The sequence below is a fragment of the Paenibacillus sp. SJS-P3 genome, assembly GCF_056711585.1.
This window is the reverse complement of the sequence record NZ_CM160043.1, coordinates 3,706,219-3,723,104: the sequence shown is the minus strand read 5'-3', so window position 1 is coordinate 3,723,104 and position 16,886 is coordinate 3,706,219. Positions and strand designations below refer to the sequence as shown.

At 57.5% G+C, this 16,886-nt stretch carries 13 protein-coding genes; 10 read left to right on the top strand and 3 right to left on the bottom strand.

Annotated features, from left to right (window positions below):
• The first annotated feature begins 2 nt into the window (after positions 1-2).
• The 7 genes from AC06G8_RS17145 to serC all read left to right on the top strand — a co-directional run bounded on the left by AC06G8_RS17145 (position 3) and on the right by serC (position 9,946).
• On the top strand, positions 3-1,481 hold the full coding sequence (locus AC06G8_RS17145) for a sensor histidine kinase (protein ID WP_480283383.1): 1,479 nt from the start codon (positions 3-5) through the stop codon (positions 1,479-1,481).
• A 64-nt stretch (positions 1,482-1,545) separates the two neighbouring features.
• The gene (locus AC06G8_RS17140) at positions 1,546-2,496 is read left to right on the top strand and encodes a 4-hydroxy-3-methylbut-2-enyl diphosphate reductase (RefSeq protein WP_447663853.1); all 951 of its coding nucleotides are present in this window, start codon (positions 1,546-1,548) and stop codon (positions 2,494-2,496) included.
• Positions 2,497-2,509: 13 nt separating this feature from the next.
• Positions 2,510-3,040: a DUF2062 domain-containing protein gene (locus tag AC06G8_RS17135; protein ID WP_480283382.1), complete on the top strand. Its 531-nt coding sequence runs from the start codon at positions 2,510-2,512 to the stop codon at positions 3,038-3,040.
• Between the two features lie 256 nt (positions 3,041-3,296).
• Entirely contained in the window at positions 3,297-5,612 is a 2,316-nt protein-coding gene (locus tag AC06G8_RS17130; protein WP_480283381.1) for a glycosyltransferase family 39 protein, read from the top strand.
• A gap of 227 nt (positions 5,613-5,839) precedes the next feature.
• Positions 5,840-6,901 carry a 3-deoxy-7-phosphoheptulonate synthase gene (gene aroF, locus AC06G8_RS17125; RefSeq protein ID WP_480283380.1) on the top strand — a complete coding sequence of 354 codons (1,062 nt, stop codon included), beginning with the start codon at positions 5,840-5,842 and terminating at the stop codon, positions 6,899-6,901.
• Between the two features lie 334 nt (positions 6,902-7,235).
• Positions 7,236-8,660 (top strand): type I glutamate--ammonia ligase, encoded by a 1,425-nt coding sequence (gene glnA, locus AC06G8_RS17120; protein WP_048748719.1) that lies wholly within the window; start codon positions 7,236-7,238, stop codon positions 8,658-8,660.
• Positions 8,661-8,857: 197 nt separating this feature from the next.
• A complete protein-coding gene (serC, locus tag AC06G8_RS17115; protein WP_480283379.1) occupies positions 8,858-9,946 on the top strand; it encodes a 3-phosphoserine/phosphohydroxythreonine transaminase in 1,089 nt (362 codons plus the stop codon).
• Between the two features lie 93 nt (positions 9,947-10,039).
• Here serC and AC06G8_RS17110 read toward each other — a convergent pair whose 3' ends face one another.
• Positions 10,040-10,765, bottom strand: coding sequence for a response regulator transcription factor (locus AC06G8_RS17110; RefSeq protein WP_021879075.1), 726 nt, complete (start codon positions 10,763-10,765; stop codon positions 10,040-10,042).
• A 125-nt stretch (positions 10,766-10,890) separates the two neighbouring features.
• Here AC06G8_RS17110 and trmL point away from each other — a divergent pair, with 125 nt between their 5' ends.
• From trmL to AC06G8_RS17095, 3 genes are all read left to right on the top strand, one after another.
• On the top strand, positions 10,891-11,355 hold the full coding sequence (gene trmL, locus AC06G8_RS17105) for a tRNA (uridine(34)/cytosine(34)/5-carboxymethylaminomethyluridine(34)-2'-O)-methyltransferase TrmL (RefSeq protein WP_447663848.1): 465 nt from the start codon (positions 10,891-10,893) through the stop codon (positions 11,353-11,355).
• A 180-nt stretch (positions 11,356-11,535) separates the two neighbouring features.
• Entirely contained in the window at positions 11,536-11,784 is a 249-nt protein-coding gene (locus tag AC06G8_RS17100; RefSeq protein WP_447663847.1) for an AbrB/MazE/SpoVT family DNA-binding domain-containing protein, read from the top strand.
• Between the two features lie 224 nt (positions 11,785-12,008).
• Positions 12,009-12,986, top strand: a complete 978-nt coding sequence (locus tag AC06G8_RS17095; RefSeq protein ID WP_480283378.1) for an aldo/keto reductase — start codon at positions 12,009-12,011, stop codon at positions 12,984-12,986.
• A 262-nt stretch (positions 12,987-13,248) separates the two neighbouring features.
• Here AC06G8_RS17095 and AC06G8_RS17090 read toward each other — a convergent pair whose 3' ends face one another.
• Together AC06G8_RS17090 and AC06G8_RS17085 are read right to left on the bottom strand one after the other, a co-directional pair.
• Positions 13,249-14,856, bottom strand: coding sequence for a response regulator transcription factor (locus AC06G8_RS17090; protein ID WP_480283377.1), 1,608 nt, complete (start codon positions 14,854-14,856; stop codon positions 13,249-13,251).
• Positions 14,857-14,909: 53 nt separating this feature from the next.
• The gene (locus tag AC06G8_RS17085) at positions 14,910-16,712 is read right to left on the bottom strand and encodes a cache domain-containing sensor histidine kinase (RefSeq protein WP_480283376.1); all 1,803 of its coding nucleotides are present in this window, start codon (positions 16,710-16,712) and stop codon (positions 14,910-14,912) included.
• Between the last annotated feature and the right edge of the window lie 174 nt (positions 16,713-16,886).

Sequence of the window (16,886 nt, the reverse complement as noted above, 5' to 3'; positions counted from 1 at the left end):
AAGTGTCCATCCGATTCAAGCTTACGCTTACCTACAGCGCGATTCTTGCCGTCATCCTCATCGTCATGGGGGGGACGGTTTATGCTTTTCAGAGCTATAAGGCTTATTCCGACGTGAAGAACAAGCTGGAAGCCCAGGGGAAGGATTTAGGGAGTCAGATCAAAAAATACAGCACCTTCCTTCCTGGAGAACTGCAAGTGGATCCATCCTCCCTCCTGCAGGGAGAATTCTATATCCAGATCGTCAACTACCGTACGGGAACCTACAATCTTTCGGCCAACATGGAGCGATATCATCTGGTATTTCCGTTCCAGAAGGACTCTTCTCAATTGAAGAAATCTGATTTCGTCAAAACGAAGGCGAACGGTTATCCGTTCTACGTGTACCAGGTTCCGATTGTGGACATGGCCAGCAACGGGAAGGTCGTCGGCCTGCTGCAGGTCGGCTCCAACATCATCGTCCAGGAAAATACGCTCCAGCAGCTGCGGACCATCCTGGTCTTCACTTCGCTGATTGGCCTGATCGTCGCTTTCACCGTCGGGATGCTGATGGCCCGCCAGTCGCTGCGCCCGATCGAGATCGTCATTCAGGCCGCGGAGCAGATCGAGAATGGAGCTGACCTCAGCAGGAGGATCGCCTGGAAAGGCCCGAGCGACGAGCTCGGCCGTCTTACGGACACTTTGAACGGCATGATCGGGCGCATGGAGCTGGCCTACAACGAGCTGGACGAAGCTTACGACGCGCAGCGCCGATTCGTCTCCGACGCCTCGCATGAGCTGCGCACGCCGCTGACGACGATCCGCGGCAATATCGATCTGCTCGAGAAAATCTGGAAGCCGGCTCTTGAAGACGGTACGAACCGCATTCCCGAGGTTTCCGAGCATGAAGCGATGCGCCAGGAAATGTCTCGCGAGGCGATGAAGGATATCGGGGACGAGGCGCGGCGGATGAGCCGGCTCGTCAACGATCTGCTTGCCCTGGCGCGGGCCGACGCAGGCTTCGTCATGGAGAAGAAGCCGGTGGAGCTGACTGAGGTCGTCGAGGATGTCGTGCGGCGCGCTTCCATGCTGCCGCGCACGGCAAGCTGGAAGCCGGGAGACCTGACTTCCCTCGTGGGAGTCGGCGTTATGGGCAACCCGGATTATTTGCGCCAGCTGCTCTTCATCTTCATCGAGAACGCGTTCAAGTACACGCCCGAGGGCAGCGTCATGCTGCGGGCCGTCGTCAGCGGCGCCCAGGCAGGCATCATTATCCAGGATACCGGCCTCGGCATGGAGCCCGAGCAGGTTCCCCATATCTTCGAGCGCTTCTACCGCGCCGACGAATCGCGCGGCATCACAAGCGGCACCGGGCTCGGGCTGTCCATCGCGAAGTGGATCATCGACGAGCATGAAGGCTCGGTCGAGGTGCGGACGGTTCCGGGAGCGGGAACGACGTTTACGGTTTGGCTGCCTATCGCCTTTTCTGTGCATGTCGAATAGAGTATAATGAATACAGTGCGGCCGTACCGGATAGTTCAAGCCGGCCGGGAAAGCAGGTATTTCGATGGAAGTGGTCAAGATTTCGCCGCGCGGCTATTGCTACGGCGTCGTGGATGCCATGGTGCTGGCTCTTCAGACGGCTCGCAACCTGGATCTGCCGCGTCCCATATACATTCTGGGCATGATCGTGCACAACGGCCATGTGACGGAGGCATTCAAGGAAGAAGGCATCATTACGCTTGACGGGGAGAACCGCTTGGAAATTCTCGAGCAGGTGGAGAAGGGGACGGTCATCTTCACCGCGCACGGAGTGTCGCCGGCGGTGCGGCGCCGCGCCAAGGAAAAGGGGCTTACGGTCGTCGACGCGACCTGTCCGGACGTGACGAAGACGCATGATCTCATTTCCGAGAAGACCGCGGAGGGCTACCATATCATCTATATCGGCAAAAAAGGCCATCCGGAGCCGGAAGGCGCGGTCGGGGTTGCGCCCGACCTCGTGCATCTCATCGAGAGGGAAGCGGACATCGAGGTGCTCGATGTTCCCGGAGACCGGATTCTCATCACGAATCAGACGACGATGTCCCAGTGGGATATCCGGCATCTGATCTCGAAGCTGCTGGAGAAGTACCCTGCGGCTGAGATCCACAACGAGATCTGCCTCGCTACGCAGGTTCGCCAGGAGGCTGTCGCTGATCAGGCCGGGCAGGCCGAGCTGACGATCGTCGTCGGCGATCCGCGGAGCAACAACTCCAATCGTCTTGCCCAGGTATCGGAGGAGATATCCGGGGTGCCGGCTTATCGGATCGCCGACTTGTCGGAGCTCAAGCTGGAATGGCTGCAGGGCAAGCAGCGCGTATCGGTGACATCCGGCGCTTCCACGCCGACGCCGCTTACGCGCGAGGTCGTCGATTTTCTGGAACGATACGACGAGAAGGATGCTTCCACCTGGGAATTGAAGCGTACGGTCGACATGAAGAAGCTGCTTCCCAAGATCAAGACCAAGTCAGGCGCATAAAGAGGGTAGGAAGATGGCTGGCAATATAGCAAAATCCAGACCGAGGCCGATGTCTGCTCGGATCGGGCGCTGGATCCGGTACAAATTCATACAGCTGCTGAGGGCTCCTGGCGGTCCGTCCTTCGTGGCGATGGGCTTCTCGATCGGATTGTTCTGTGAAATGTTCACGCTCCCCACGTACGGGCTGGCTTTTTTCCTGATCTTCCCTCTGATCTATATGCTGCGCGGCAGCCTTGCGGGGGCTCTGATCGGATTCGTCATCGGGAAGGTCATCTATCTGCCGTTCGCTTATCTCCACAACAAGGTCGGCGGATGGGTGCTTCCGACACACCTTGTGTTCGACATTCCGTTTGTCGGGGCGGAGGTCAACCGGTTCCTGCTTCTCAACTTCAAGCTGATTGTAGGCGGCATCATCGATGGCATATGGCTGGGCGCCCTGTTGTTCTTCACCGTCCGTGCCCTGCTGCGGTATTATGCTGCGCGGCGCAAGGAGAAGCGCAAGCTGCGCCGGGTCCTCCCGCCGGCTCGTACGGCATCGGAATGATTCATTACCCCATACGGTTGATCTTAAGCGTTTCTTCTATATAGAAGAAACGCTTTTTTTCTATCCGCACAAAAACGGGTTTCCGGACATGGGGCTGCGGAGATCAGTCTTCCAAGAAGGAAAGGAAATCGAAAGCCCCTCCCGGCACCGCGGATTCCATACCGTTCTATTTCTACGATCTGGAAGGTCGTTCATTCAAGGTTCATTTTGGCCGCTTACAATGAGCTCATGACCCGATAGAGGAGTGGGGATAGAGATGGAAATCAGGGAGAGGGCAAGATCCGGCAGGCGGCTGGATCCGGTGCTGGCCGCCGCCATGCTGGCGTCCGCTTTTTTGAACCTGTATGGAATAGGGAAGGAAACCTACGCCAATACGTATTACACGACCGCAGTAGGCAGCATGCTGCAGAGCTGGCATAACTTCTTCTACGGCTCGCTGGACTCTGCCGGATCGGTGACGGTGGACAAACCCCCGCTTGCCTTCTGGATCCAGACGGCGTTCGCCTACGTGTTCGGCTTGCATGGCTGGAGCGTCATTCTGCCGCAAGCGTTGGCTGGAATCGGCTCGGTGCTGCTTGTCTACCTGCTCGTCAAGCCTTCCTTCGGGCTCGCCGCCGCTCGCATCGCTGCCTTCGGGATGGCGCTGGCCCCGGTCGGCGTCGCGGTGTCGAGAACGAACAATATCGATGCGATGCTTGTCTTCACCCTCTTGCTGGCGGCGTGGTTTCTGCTGCGAGGCGTACGAGGGCAGCGGACGGGCAGCCTGCTTGCTTCCTTCGCCCTGATCGGAGCGGCATTCAACATGAAGATGCTCCAGGCGTACATGGTCCTTCCGGCCTTTTATCTGCTCTATCTGCTGGCGGTACGCTTCCCTTGGAAGAAGAAGCTCGCTGTGCTGTCCGGAGCAACGGTTCTCATGCTGGCCATATCCGTATCCTGGGCGGCAATCGTAGACTCCGTGCCGGCCGACAAGCGGCCTTATATCGGCAGCAGCACGGGAAATTCGGTGCTGCAGCTCGCTTTCGGCTACAACGGAGTTTCCCGGCTGACGGGAGACCGCAGCCCAGGTGCCCAAGGCGGCGCCGGCGGCTTCCCCGGGACAATGGCTCCGGGCGGCGCTCTGCCTGGAGGCAGCCAAGGCCAGGGCGGAATGCTCCCGGGAAATGAAGACGGCACCTGGCAGGACGGCCAAGCGCAAAACGGAACCGGCGGCACGGGGCAGGACGGGCAGCCTCAAATCAATGACAACAGCGCGGACGGACAAAACCAGCGGAACGGCTCCGACCGATCCGGACGCTTCGAGCGGGCAGGAGGAGCCGCAGGCGTTCCCGGAGGCTTCGGCGGCAATGGAGGCGGGGCTGGCGGGATGTTCGGCACCGGGGAGAAGGGGCCGCTCCGCTTGTTCCAGCAGGCTCTCTCCGGCCAAGCGAGCTGGCTGCTGCCTTTTGCCCTGATCGCGGCAGTCGCGCTGCTCTCCGCATGGAGACGGAAATCCATGACGGAGAAGCATAAGGAAACGCTGTTCTGGCTGGCCTGGCTTATTCCCGTCGGCGGATTTTTCAGCATCGCCGGCTTTTTCCACCAATATTACCTCATCATGCTGGCTCCTCCGGCTGCGGCGTTGTTCGGGGCAGGCTGGAGCGAGATGTGGGCGAAATACCGCCAAGGAAAAGGCTGGCAGGTCTATCTCCTGCCGGCTGCCGTCGCTGCGACTTCGATGTTCCAATGGCACATCCTGCGTCCTTACGAGAGCACGATCGGCGTAGGCTGGTCGCTCGCGGTCGCGGGGCTCGGACTGCTCGCCGCGCTCATTCTCGCCGTCCTGAATTCGCGCGACAACAGCGCTGCGGTCCGGTGGACAGCCGTCGCGGCTGCTGCGGCGCTGCTGATCGGCCCTGCCTACTGGTCGGCGACCCCGATCGTGTACGGTCAGAACTCGATGATCCCCGCAGCCGGCCCCGACGGCCAAAACAGCATGGGAGGCGGAAGGGGCGTCTTCGCCGTCTCTGGCTCCAGGACCGGCGGACAATGGGATGCGGTGAACGGAGGACAAGGCGGCTTGCCGAATTCATCGGAACAAGGCGGACGGCCGAATTTCTCCGGGCAGTCAGGAATGCAAGGAGGCTTCCAGGGCATGCCGGGAGGAGCCGGCGACAGGGGAGGAAGCGAGAGCTTGAACGAAGGACTGCTCGCCTATTTGAAGCAAAACCAAACGACCGACTATTTGCTCGCCGTGTCCGATTACGGGACAGCCGCTCCTTATATCGTGGAGGCCAAGCAGAAGGTCGTCATCCTGCACGGCTTCCAGAACTCGGATCCGGTCTATGACTCTGCCAAGCTGGAGCAGCTGGTGAGGTCGGGCAAGGTGAAATATTTCCTCGTCGGAGGATCGGGCGGAGCAGGCGGCCGTGAAGGCGGCAGCGACCTCAATGCCTGGATCGAAGAGCATGGCAAGGCCATAGACGCGAGCGAGTACGGCGGTTCCCCGGCGGCAAGTCCGGAGGGAGAGACTTCCGGCAGCTCCGCATTCGGACGCAGCGGCGCCATTCTGTATGAAGTGACTTTGGATTAGGGAGGCATGGGGCAAGATCCAGGTTCGATCAATCCGAATTTATAGCGGAACAGGCTGGCCAATGATTATCGGCCGGCCTGTTTTTGGCATCAATGAATCACGGGGGGCATATCATGTGGAAACGGATCTTGACGTAAGCAGAGCAACCTTGTATATTTACTTTATCAAATAAAAGCATAAAAGCTTAAAAGCGAACAAGCACGAAAGCGAAACGGAGCGTGTTTACTATGATCGTCATTACCCAATCATCCATCAACGAAGAGCGCATACAGGAAATCGTATCCCACATCGAGCGTTCAGGCGTGCAGGCCCATGTCTCCCGCGGCATCGACCGGACCGTCATCGGCATTATCGGCAAGGCGGAGCCGGCCCTTGCGGAGCATCTGCGCCAGATGAAGGGCGTAGAGGATGTCATCAAGATCTCCAAGTCCTACAAGCTGGCCAGCCGCGACTTCCATCCCGACGATACGATCATCGATATCAAGGGAGTCAAGATCGGCGGCAGCGATCTTGTCATCATGGGCGGCCCATGCGCCGTGGAGACTCCGGAGCAGATCGACGAGATCGCCCGCCTCGTCAAGGCAGCCGGCGGCCAGGTGCTTCGCGGCGGCGCCTTCAAGCCGCGCACGGGTCCGTACAGCTTCCAGGGCGTCGGCGTGAAAGGACTGGAGATGATGGCGGATGCGGGCCGGCGCCACGGCCTCCTCACGATTACGGAAGTGATGACTCCTGAATACGTCGATATCTGCGCGGAGCATGCCGATATTCTGCAAGTCGGCACCCGCAACATGCAGAACTTCGATCTCTTGCGCAAGCTCGGCACGATCCAGACGCCGGTCCTTCTCAAGCGCGGATTCAGCTCCACATACGATGAATTCCTCAATGCGGCGGAATACATCCTGGCAGGCGGCAATCCCAATGTGATGCTTTGCGAGCGGGGAATCCGCACGTTCGAGACGTACACCCGCAATACGCTCGATCTGTCGGCGATTCCGGTGCTGCAAGGCCTCAGCCATCTGCCGGTCATCTCGGACCCGAGCCACGGAACGGGACGCCGCGAGCTGGTGGAGCCGATGGCCAAAGCTTCCGTGGCTGCCGGCGCCAATGGGCTGATCATTGAAATGCATACGGATCCCGACAATTCCATGACGGGAGACGGCATCCAGTCGCTGTTCCCCGATCAATTCGCCCGCCTGCTCAAGGATTTGGAAAAGCTTGCGCCGATCGTCGGCAAGAATTTTGACACGAGCAAGGCAGAAGCGGATCAATTCGTTGTCTGGCAGAAGTAGAAACGGCTATCTGGAGGAGAGATAAAGAAAGCGCTTCCGCATAAATATGCGTAGAGCTGAATTTCAACAGATGCAGCTAATATCGATATTGCTCGTAATACATCCGTAAACCCTTTTACGTCAAGGGACTTACGGATGTTTGCGTTGAGAGCGTCCGCAGAATGTGAATATTGTATAAATGTTGTGAGTATTGCTTACACTTGTTCCAAAAATACCTGACATACCTATTGACGCTTAAAAGCAACGGTTTTATAATTACTTCAAGGTTTAGAGCCAAAGTTGAACAATCTCGGTCTTAACTAATGCTAACGTTCGGAAATGGAGGAAATTTTAGATGTCAGTTCAAAGCGTATTGGACAAAATCAAAGAAAATAACATCCAGTTTGTCGATTTCCGGTTCGTGGATCTCTCCGGCCGCGCTCACCATATCACTCTTCCTGCGACGGAAGTTGACGGTGACACGTTCGTGAACGGCGTCGCATTTGACGGTTCCTCGATTCCTGGCTTCCGGGGCATCGAAGAATCTGACATGGTCATGATGCCGGATACCGGTTCGGTGTTCCTGGATCCATTCACGGATCACCCGACTTTGAACGTCATGTGCAATATCTTCACACCGGATGGCGAACGCTACGACCGCGACCCGCGGAGCATCGCCCAGAAGGCAGAGGAATTCCTCCAATCCTCCGGCGTCGGCACGACAGCATTTTTTGCCCCTGAGTCCGAGTTCTTCGTCTTTGACGACGTTCGTTACGAAAGCTCGATGAACTCTTCCTCCTACTTCGTCGATTCCGAAGAAGCGGCTTGGAACACGAACCGCAAGGAAGAGGGCGGCAACCTGGCGTTCAAAGTAGGCGTCAAAGGCGGCTACGTGCCGGTTGCCCCTGTCGACTCCCAGCAAGACCTTCGCAGCGAGATGGTCCGCCTGATGCAGGAAGCGGGACTCCGCGTCGAGCGCCATCACCATGAGGTGGCTACGGCCGGCCAAGCGGAGATCAACTTCCGCTTCGATACGCTGACCAAGACGGCAGACAATCTCCTGCTCTACAAATACATCGTGCACAACACAGCCCGCCAGTACGGCAAAGTGGCTACGTTCATGCCGAAACCGCTCTTCGGAGACAACGGCAGCGGCATGCACGTTCACCAATCGATCTTCAACGGCGATTCGCCGCTGTTCTACGAGAAAGGCGGCTACGGCAACCTGAGCGAAATGGCGCTGCATTACATCGGCGGCATTCTGCATCACGCTCCGGCGCTGATCGCGCTGACCAACCCGAGCACGAACTCCTTCAAACGCCTGGTTCCAGGCTATGAAGCACCGGTCAACCTGGTGTTCTCCAAGGGCAACCGTTCCGCTGCCGTACGTATCCCGGTTGCAGCTGTTACGCCTAAGGGCTGCCGCATCGAGTTCCGTACGCCGGACTCCACGGCGAACCCGTACCTGAGCTTCGCGGCGATGCTGCTTGCAGGGCTGGACGGCGTGAAGCGCAAAATCGATCCGACCGCTCTCGGATTCGGTCCTTACGACAAGAACATCTACGAGCTGTCCGATGAAGACAAAAAAGAAATCCGCAGCGTTCCAGGATCCCTGGAAGAAGCTCTGGATGCTCTGGAAGCCGATTCCGGGTTCCTTACCGAAAACGGCGTCTTCAGCCAGGACTTCATCGACAACTACGTTGCCTTCAAGCGTCAGGAAGCCAAAGCCGTCGCAATCCGCGTCCATCCGCATGAGTACGGCCTCTATTTCGACTGCTAATCCGGACTTATACCATTCAAGATCAGAAGCTCCCTTATCGGGAGCTTCTTTTTTTGCTCAAAGACGAATGATCTTCAACGCTTCCTCAACCAGCGTTCGTGAAATTATCACTTGAACGAGAGAGGTAATCTTGTTAAGATAGCCATAACTTTATTGGAGTGTATCTTTCCAGCGACAGAGACAGGGGTGCAAGGAACATGACGAAGAGGGCTTACAATTTCAACGCAGGACCTGCGGCGTTGCCGCTTGAAGTGCTTCAGCAGGCGCAGGAGGAATTTGTCGATTACAAGGGTGCCGGCATGTCCTTGATGGAAATGTCGCATCGAAGCAAGCTGTTCGAGGGCGTCAACGACGAGGCGGAGCAGCTGCTGAGGGAGCTTCTCCAAATTCCGGATTCCTACAGCGTCATGCTGCTGCAAGGCGGCGCAAGCACGCAATTCGCGATGGTGCCGCTCAATTTCCTTCATCAGGGATTGACCGGAGCGTACGTGAACAGCGGCAGCTGGGCCAAAAAAGCGATCAAGGAAGCGAAGCTGATCGGCGAGACAGCGATCGCCGCCACCTCGGAGGGCTCCAAGTTCACCCGCATGCCGAGTCTGGAAGAGATTGTCCTGCCTGACAACGCGGCTTATCTTCATCTGACTTCCAATGAAACGATCGAGGGCACCCAGCTTCCGTTTTTCCCGGATACGGGGGAGGTTCCGCTCATCGCCGACATGTCCAGCGACATCATGTCGAGGCCGCTCGACATGAGCCGGTTCGGCATGATCTATGCCGGCGCCCAGAAAAACCTGGGGCCATCCGGCGCGACGATCGTCATCGCCCGCAACGATCTGATCGCCAGCAGTCCTGCGGCGCTTCCGACGATGTTCCGCTACGACACGCATGCGAAGTCCAAGTCCCTCTACAACACGCCGCCTTCCTTCGCGGTCTACATGATCGGGCTTGTGCTCAAATGGCTCAAGGGCAAAGGCGGCCTGGCTGCCGTCGAGCAGACGAACAGAGACAAAGCGTCTCTCATCTACGATGTCATCGACCGGAGCGGCGGCTTCTACAGCGGGGTGGCCGACACCGGCAGCCGCTCGTTGATGAACATAACGTTCCGCCTGCAATCCGATGAGCTGGACAAGGAATTCGTCCGCCAATCGGAAGCGGAAGGCTTTGTCGGGCTGAAGGGCCACAGAGACGTCGGCGGCCTGCGCGCGTCCGCCTACAATGCGGTTCCGCTTGAGAGCTGCAAGGCGCTTGCCGATTTCATGACGGAGTTCCAGAGGAAGAACGGCTGAGCAAGCCGGACATAAGAAGAGCTCTTGCCTCTTGAGGCAAGAGCTCTTGCGTTAACGGCAGGCAGTGGAAAAGCAGATGCATGAAGGCCGAAATTATGCCATTGCCGCTGTCTGGTCCTTGGGGGAAGGGCCGGTAAGCTTGTATCCGACATTGCGGACCGTCATAATATACTCGGGAGACCGGGCGCTTTGTTCGATTTTGTCCCGGAGATGGCTGATATGGACGTCGACGATCCGAGTATCGCCGAGGAAGTGGTAATCCCATACGCCCTGCAGGAGCTGCTGCCGGCTCAGCACTTTGCCGCGATGGCGGCAGAGGAAGACGAGCAGCTCGAACTCCTTGGGCGTAAGCTCGACCTGCTCGCCGTTCAGATGGACCTCGCGCTTGGCGAGATCGACCTGCAGCGGTCCGACTTCATAGCTGACTTCGGCATGGATGCCGGGATAACCTTGCATTCTCCTGAAAATAGCGCCGATCCGGGAGACGAGCTCCTGGGGGCTGAACGGTTTGGTCATATAGTCGTCCGCGCCGTTGTCCAGTCCCGCAATGCGGTCGGACACATCCTGCATGGCGGTAAGCATGACGATCGGAACGGCATTGCCGCGGCGGCGCAATTCCCGGCATACTTCGATGCCGTCCATCTTGGGAAGCATCAGGTCGAGCACGATGAGGTCCGGGCGGAAAGGCTTCAGCATGTCGAATACAGCCATTCCGTCGTGGACGGACCGCACTTCATAACCTGCAAGGTTGAGATTGAATTCCAGCAGCATCGAGATGGATGGTTCATCGTCAACGACCAGCACTTTTTTCTTCGTCACCTTGTTCGGCTCCTTTTACCAGATCTTGACTCCAGTATACAGCCCGAGCTTCAGATAGGAATTAAGGCTGCGTAAAAGGAATGTAAAGTCTACCCAGAAGTTTGACCGAAAGGAAGTCGCAAACGATGTCTTATCATATCGTCCTGGTGGAGCCGGAGATCCCGGCCAACACCGGCAATATCGCCAGAACCTGCGCGGCTACCGGAGCGCATCTGCATCTTGTCCGCCCGCTCGGCTTCGATACCGACGACCGGACGCTCAAGAGAGCCGGCCTGGACTATTGGCATGCCGTCCAGGTCCATTATTACGATTCCTTTCAGGAAGTGAAAGATGCTTTTCCGGAAGGCAGGTTTTTCTACGCCAGCACCAAGGCATCCAAACGCTACGACCAGTTGGATTATCGGGACGGAGACCTGTTCGTATTTGGAAAGGAAACCAAAGGGCTGCCTCCCGAGCTTGTCGCGGCCAACCTGGATACCGCGATCCGCATGCCGATGACAGGCAGCGTCCGTTCGCTCAATCTGTCCAATTCTGCGGCGATCGTCTTGTTCGAGGCGCTCAGGCAATCGGACTTTCCCGGCATGGCTTGAATATTTGGCGTTCTGTCCAAAAGTTGGAGAATATTAAGCAACTATGAACAGAGGAAGGATTTGCTTCCTGTCATGGAGAATGGTAGGAGAAAAGGACATCCATATGCCCTGTTGCATGATTTGCAAGCCGAAGGGTTGGTTGTGACTAGATAATTCAGACATAAGGAGCGGATACAACCGATGAAACCGGCTGGAGTCGTACGAAAGGTCGACCAATTGGGCCGCATAGTGCTGCCCAAATCCCTGCGCAAACGTTACCAGATGAACGAAGGGGATCCTGTGGAAATCCTCGTTCAAGGGGATCAAATCATTTTGGAGCGATATCGTCCGCGCTGCGTCTTCTGCGGATCGATGGAGCAAGTAGCTGATTTCAAGGAACGTTATTTGTGCTCGGAATGCATGAGCCAGATGCAGCATCTGCGCCGCTGATTCATGGAATGATGGCAGAGAAGCCCGATACCGGGCCGATCTGTGCAAGCAGCTTCGGAAGCAAGGCCGCGAGGCCGGGCTCCGGGGCTATTTTTTGTTCCGGTGCAGCCGCCCATCACGTCCGGGAGGAAGGATATAAATGGTTGAAATTTCCTGAATATTCAGTATGATAGTGACATTCCGACAGCCTGCTGACAGGCCGGAGCGACAGGAGGAAGGTCCAAATGGAATATACAAGGCTGGGCAAGACCGGGCTGGAGGTATCCCGGCTATGTCTGGGATGCATGAGTTACGGAATTCCGGATAGAGGCTCCCACCCATGGACGCTGGACGAGCAGGCAAGCCGTCCGTTTATCCGCAGAGCGCTTGAGCTTGGCATTAATTTCTTCGATACCGCCAACAGCTATTCCGACGGCACGAGCGAGGAGATCGTAGGCAGGGCCCTCAAGGATCTTGCGCGCCGCGACGATGTCGTGATCGCGACCAAAGTATATTTCCCCACGCGATCCGGCCCGAATGGCGGCGGCTTGTCCCGCAAGGCAATCATGTCGGAGATCGACAACAGCCTGCGTAGGCTTGGCACCGACTATGTCGACCTGTACCAGATTCACCGCTGGGATCCGGGAACCCCGATCGAAGAAACGATGGAAGCTCTCCATGATGTCGTGAAAGCCGGGAAAACGCGGTATATCGGCGCTTCATCCATGTACGCCTGGCAGTTCCTGCAAGCCCAGCATGCGGCGGAGCGGGGAGGCTGGACGAAGTTCGTCAGCATGCAGAACCACTTGAATCTGCTCTACCGGGAAGAAGAGCGGGAGATGCTGCCTCTGTGCGAGGAGCTTGGCGTCGGCGTCATTCCCTGGAGCCCGCTTGCCCGGGGACGCCTCACCCGTGACTGGGACCAGAGCAGCGAGCGCTTCGAGAGCGATCTGGTCATTCCGCGGCTGTACGCCTACTCGGAGAATTCGGACCGGGTCATCGTCGAGAGGGTCGGGCAAATCGCGGCGTCGCGCGACGTGCCGCGGGCCCAGGCTGCGCTTGCGTGGGTGCTCGGCAAATCCGCCGTGACGGCGCCGATCGTCGGAGCGACCAAGCCGCAGCATCTCGAGGACGCCGTCGCGGCGCTGCAGCTTAAGCTGACGCCGGAGGAGACGGCGCTGCTCGAGGATCCCTATATTCCGCATCCCGTACTCGGCCACTGACTTGCGGCCGGAAACGACGAATAAGCCCCGGCATGAGTAGCATGCCGGGGCTTGTCTGACGATCAGCGTCATCGGATGGGATTATAGTCCCTTGGTTTTGTCGTCATTGTAGGCGGCCGTGAACATGGCCGTCAGGAACAGCAGGGACACGACAAGAACCACGATGAATGGAACGGACATATGTAGCACCTCCGAACGAATTGATACCATTATACCCAACCTGCTGGAAAAAGAAAACGGTTCTATTTGTGAACAACCTGTGTCAATCCTCTTTGCGGTATTGACCTGGAGAGCATCCCGAATGCTTCTTGAATACCTTGCTGAAATATTTCTCGTCCGAGTATCCGACCTGGCTCGAGATTTCCGCGATCTTGAGGGAGGATCCGAGCAGCAGCCGGCGGGCCTTGTCCATCCGCAGCTTTTCCACGTAATCGCTGAGCGTGTTTCCCGTTTCCTGACGGAAGCGCCGGCTCACATGCTCGCGGCTGAGAAAGAAGCGGGAAGCCAGCGTCTGCAAGGATAAGTCTTCCTCCAAATGGCCGTCGATATACGAGATCATCTCGGCGATGATGCTGCGGTCCTGCCGGACTCTTTTGAGCAGGCTTTCCATCCAGTCCAGCAGCAGCAGCCGGAACTCCTTCTCCGTCTCGTCGAGCAGCAGCCGTCCGTCTTCGTCGAACCGGACCGGCAGGGGGGCTGTCCGGGACTTGGCCTGCTCATCTTCGGCATCTTCCGGCAGGAATTCCTTATGCAGGCGCGTGAACATCATTTCGCTCTGCCGTTCCCATAGGGCGAGATCGCCCGGCGTGACGATGCCGGAGCGCCGGACTTTGCCGAACCAATCTCTCAAAGCGGCGGTCGCTTCCGCAGGATTGCGGATTTGCAGAGCGAGGCGGAGCGGCTCCTCCAGATCGGTCAAATGCGGAGCTGCGGAAGGCTGCACGGTTCCCGCATGGGAAATCCTCACGCCGTCGGCGAGGAGATTTCGGCGCTGAAGCGTCTGCCTGGCGGATTGGACGGACAATCCGGTCTGCTCGGCTTCCGGCACGAGCCTGCCGATGCCGGCATACAAATCGGCCCTAAGCGTCATTCGAACGGCTTCGAGAAGTCTGGCCGTCCTTTCCGCGATGAAATCATGTCCTTCCCAGAACAGGGCGATCACTTCATCGGCTGCATTGGGGGAACGGAAAGCATATCCGCACTGCCATTCGCTGCGCATCAGATCGTTGAATACGTTGATGATGGCGTATTCGAGCAGCTCCTTGTCGCCGCGAAACCGCTTGAGCAGCTTCTCCTGAACCGGAAACAGGCTGAAGACGGCAGTCTGGAAAGCCCCTTGCTGCGGAAAGCCCTGGAATTCGGAATGAAGCTGCGCGGCAGCCGGCTCGGACTCGTTCGACACCGATGCCAGCTTGCCGAACAAGTGGCTCCAGTATACGGGCTTGTACTGGTTCATGGCGATTCCGCTCTCGACTTGGCGCTGCCTTTCCTTTGTTTCCTGGCACCAGGACCCGATCGCGCGCTTGGAGGCTTCCATCAGCTGATCCGGATCGATCGGCTTGAGAATATAGTCGATTCCACCGTACTTCATCGTTTTGCGCACATAATCGAAGTCGTTGTAGCCGCTGATGGCGATGATCTTCGTCTGGGGATAGTGGTCGCTCAGCCATTCCATGAAGCGCAGCCCGTTCGTGATAGGCATATGCACGTCCGTCAAGACGAGCGCGGGCAAATGCTCGGCGACGAGCAGCTTGGCCGCTTCGCCGTTGTCGGCTTCAAGAATCAGGTCGACGCCAAGCTCCTTCCATTCCACAAGCAGCTTGACGGCTTCCCGGGCATGGGTTTCGTCGTCGACGATCAATATATTCATGATGATTTTTCTCTCCTGTCTCTATATAAAGGGGCATCACGGAAGCCCTCTGGTCAATCCGCGGCCGGAATGACAAGCGTGACCATCAGCCCGCCAAGCGGAGCCGCTCCGGATTCGAGCTCCATGCGGGCGCTCTCGCCGCAATGCAGCCTCAGCCTCGCAGCGACGTTGGCCAGTCCGATATGACTGCCCGACTCGTCTCCGATCTCTCCGTCCCGGCTGATTCGCTGCCTTACAGAGGCCAGCTTTCCTTCATTCATCCCGGGACCGTTGTCGGCGATTTCGATTGTGATCCGGTTGTCCTCCAGCTGAGTGCGGATCGAGACATGGACCATGCCTCCAGCGGGATCGAAAGCATGCTTGAAAATATTCTCCACCACCGGCTGGATAATCATCCGCGGAACGGAAGCCCGCTGCGCGACGGGATCGCCGGATATCTCATAGGTCAGCTTGTCGCCGAACCGATGGCGCTGGAGCTCCAGGTAAGAGCGGGTATGATCGATTTCCTGGGAAATAGAGACAAACTCCTCCGCCGTATTCATGGAGTAGCGCATCATTTTGCCGAGCTGCATGATCAGCTTGTACAGATCCGGAACTCCGCGCTGCAGCGCCGTCGTGCCGATCGATTGCAGGGCATTGTACAGGAAATGCGGATGGACCTGGGCTTGCAGCGCCTTAAGCTGATTCGTCTTGTTCGCCAGCTCGAGCCGATATTCGCGAAGGACCAGATTGTTGATCGTCTCCATCATCATCCGGAAGCGCCGCGCCAGCTGTCCGATCTCATCGGACTGGCGCAGATGGATATCCGTCTCGAGGCGACCGGACTGGATCTGGTTGACGTAGCCCGTAAGCTGCTTGATCGGCCTGGTGATCCAGAAGGATACGAACAGGGCGGTCAGCGTCACGAGAAGCAGGGAGCCGAGCAGCACCCACGTATTGGCCTGCGTGATCTGACGGGTCGCTCCATGCAGGACGGAAGGAGGGATGCGCTTGACGAGCACCCAATTATGATCGCCGGCTTCAAGCGACTCATAGATGAACACGCTCTTGGAATGGGAGTCCTTAAGCTCCACGTTGCCGCTCTCCCCGGCGGAGGCCAGCTTCAGGATCGGTTCGGCCCATGGCTCCTTGAGCTTCAGGCCCTTGCCGTATTGGCCTGGTCCGTAGACGATGGTTCCGTCGTGCGCGAGCAGGAATACTTCCTCGCCTCCGCCGGCGCTGTACAACTGGGCGCAGATGGAATCGATGACCTCGGTTGTAATGTCCAGCGAAAGCGTGCCCATCTGCTTGCTGCTCGGAATTTGATAGACCGGCCGGATCAAGGTGATGACGGGCCGGGACAGGATGAGCGGCGTGGAGTTGATTCCATAGCTGCTGCTCATATGAAGAGGCTTGATCGTATAAGATATGCCTTCCTCCAGAGTCGTTCCCGGCGCGGCCACGATTTGGTCCATCCGCTTATACTGTCCGCGGGAGAAGAGATATCCACGCTCCGCTCTGCCCGAATGGAGGTAGACCTGATAAATTTCCTTGACCGACGAGGACATGATCTGGAGGCTGACGAAAATCTGATTGTCGACCAGATAGTCGCTGCGTCCTGTTTCAAGCGTCCTGTACAGGGTAGTGTCCGAATAAGGAGCCAGGGAAGTTTGGAAAAAAGACTGAAAATAGTTGGCCAGGTTGGTCCTGCCCTGGTAAAGGAGGCTCGAGTTCTGCCGCACTGTGTCGGCGGCGACGAAATCTGCTGTCCTTGTATTGGTAATGATGAGCGATGCCAGCATCGGAACCGCGATCGCCAGCAGCAGGAAAACGGCCAGCTTGGTTCGGATGCTTCGCTTGATCCAGTAGAATTTCAAGCTCCGATGCTCCTTTATGGGCCTATTTAACTACGCCCTTATCGTATTATAGCGGTCCCTACGGGCAGCATCAATATTTTACCCCTATTGAGTCATCATCCTCTGTGGGAGCGGGGAAAGCGAAAGCGTATACTTGAGGAAAATCCACAAGCTGTCCGGATAATGGCGCTTGGC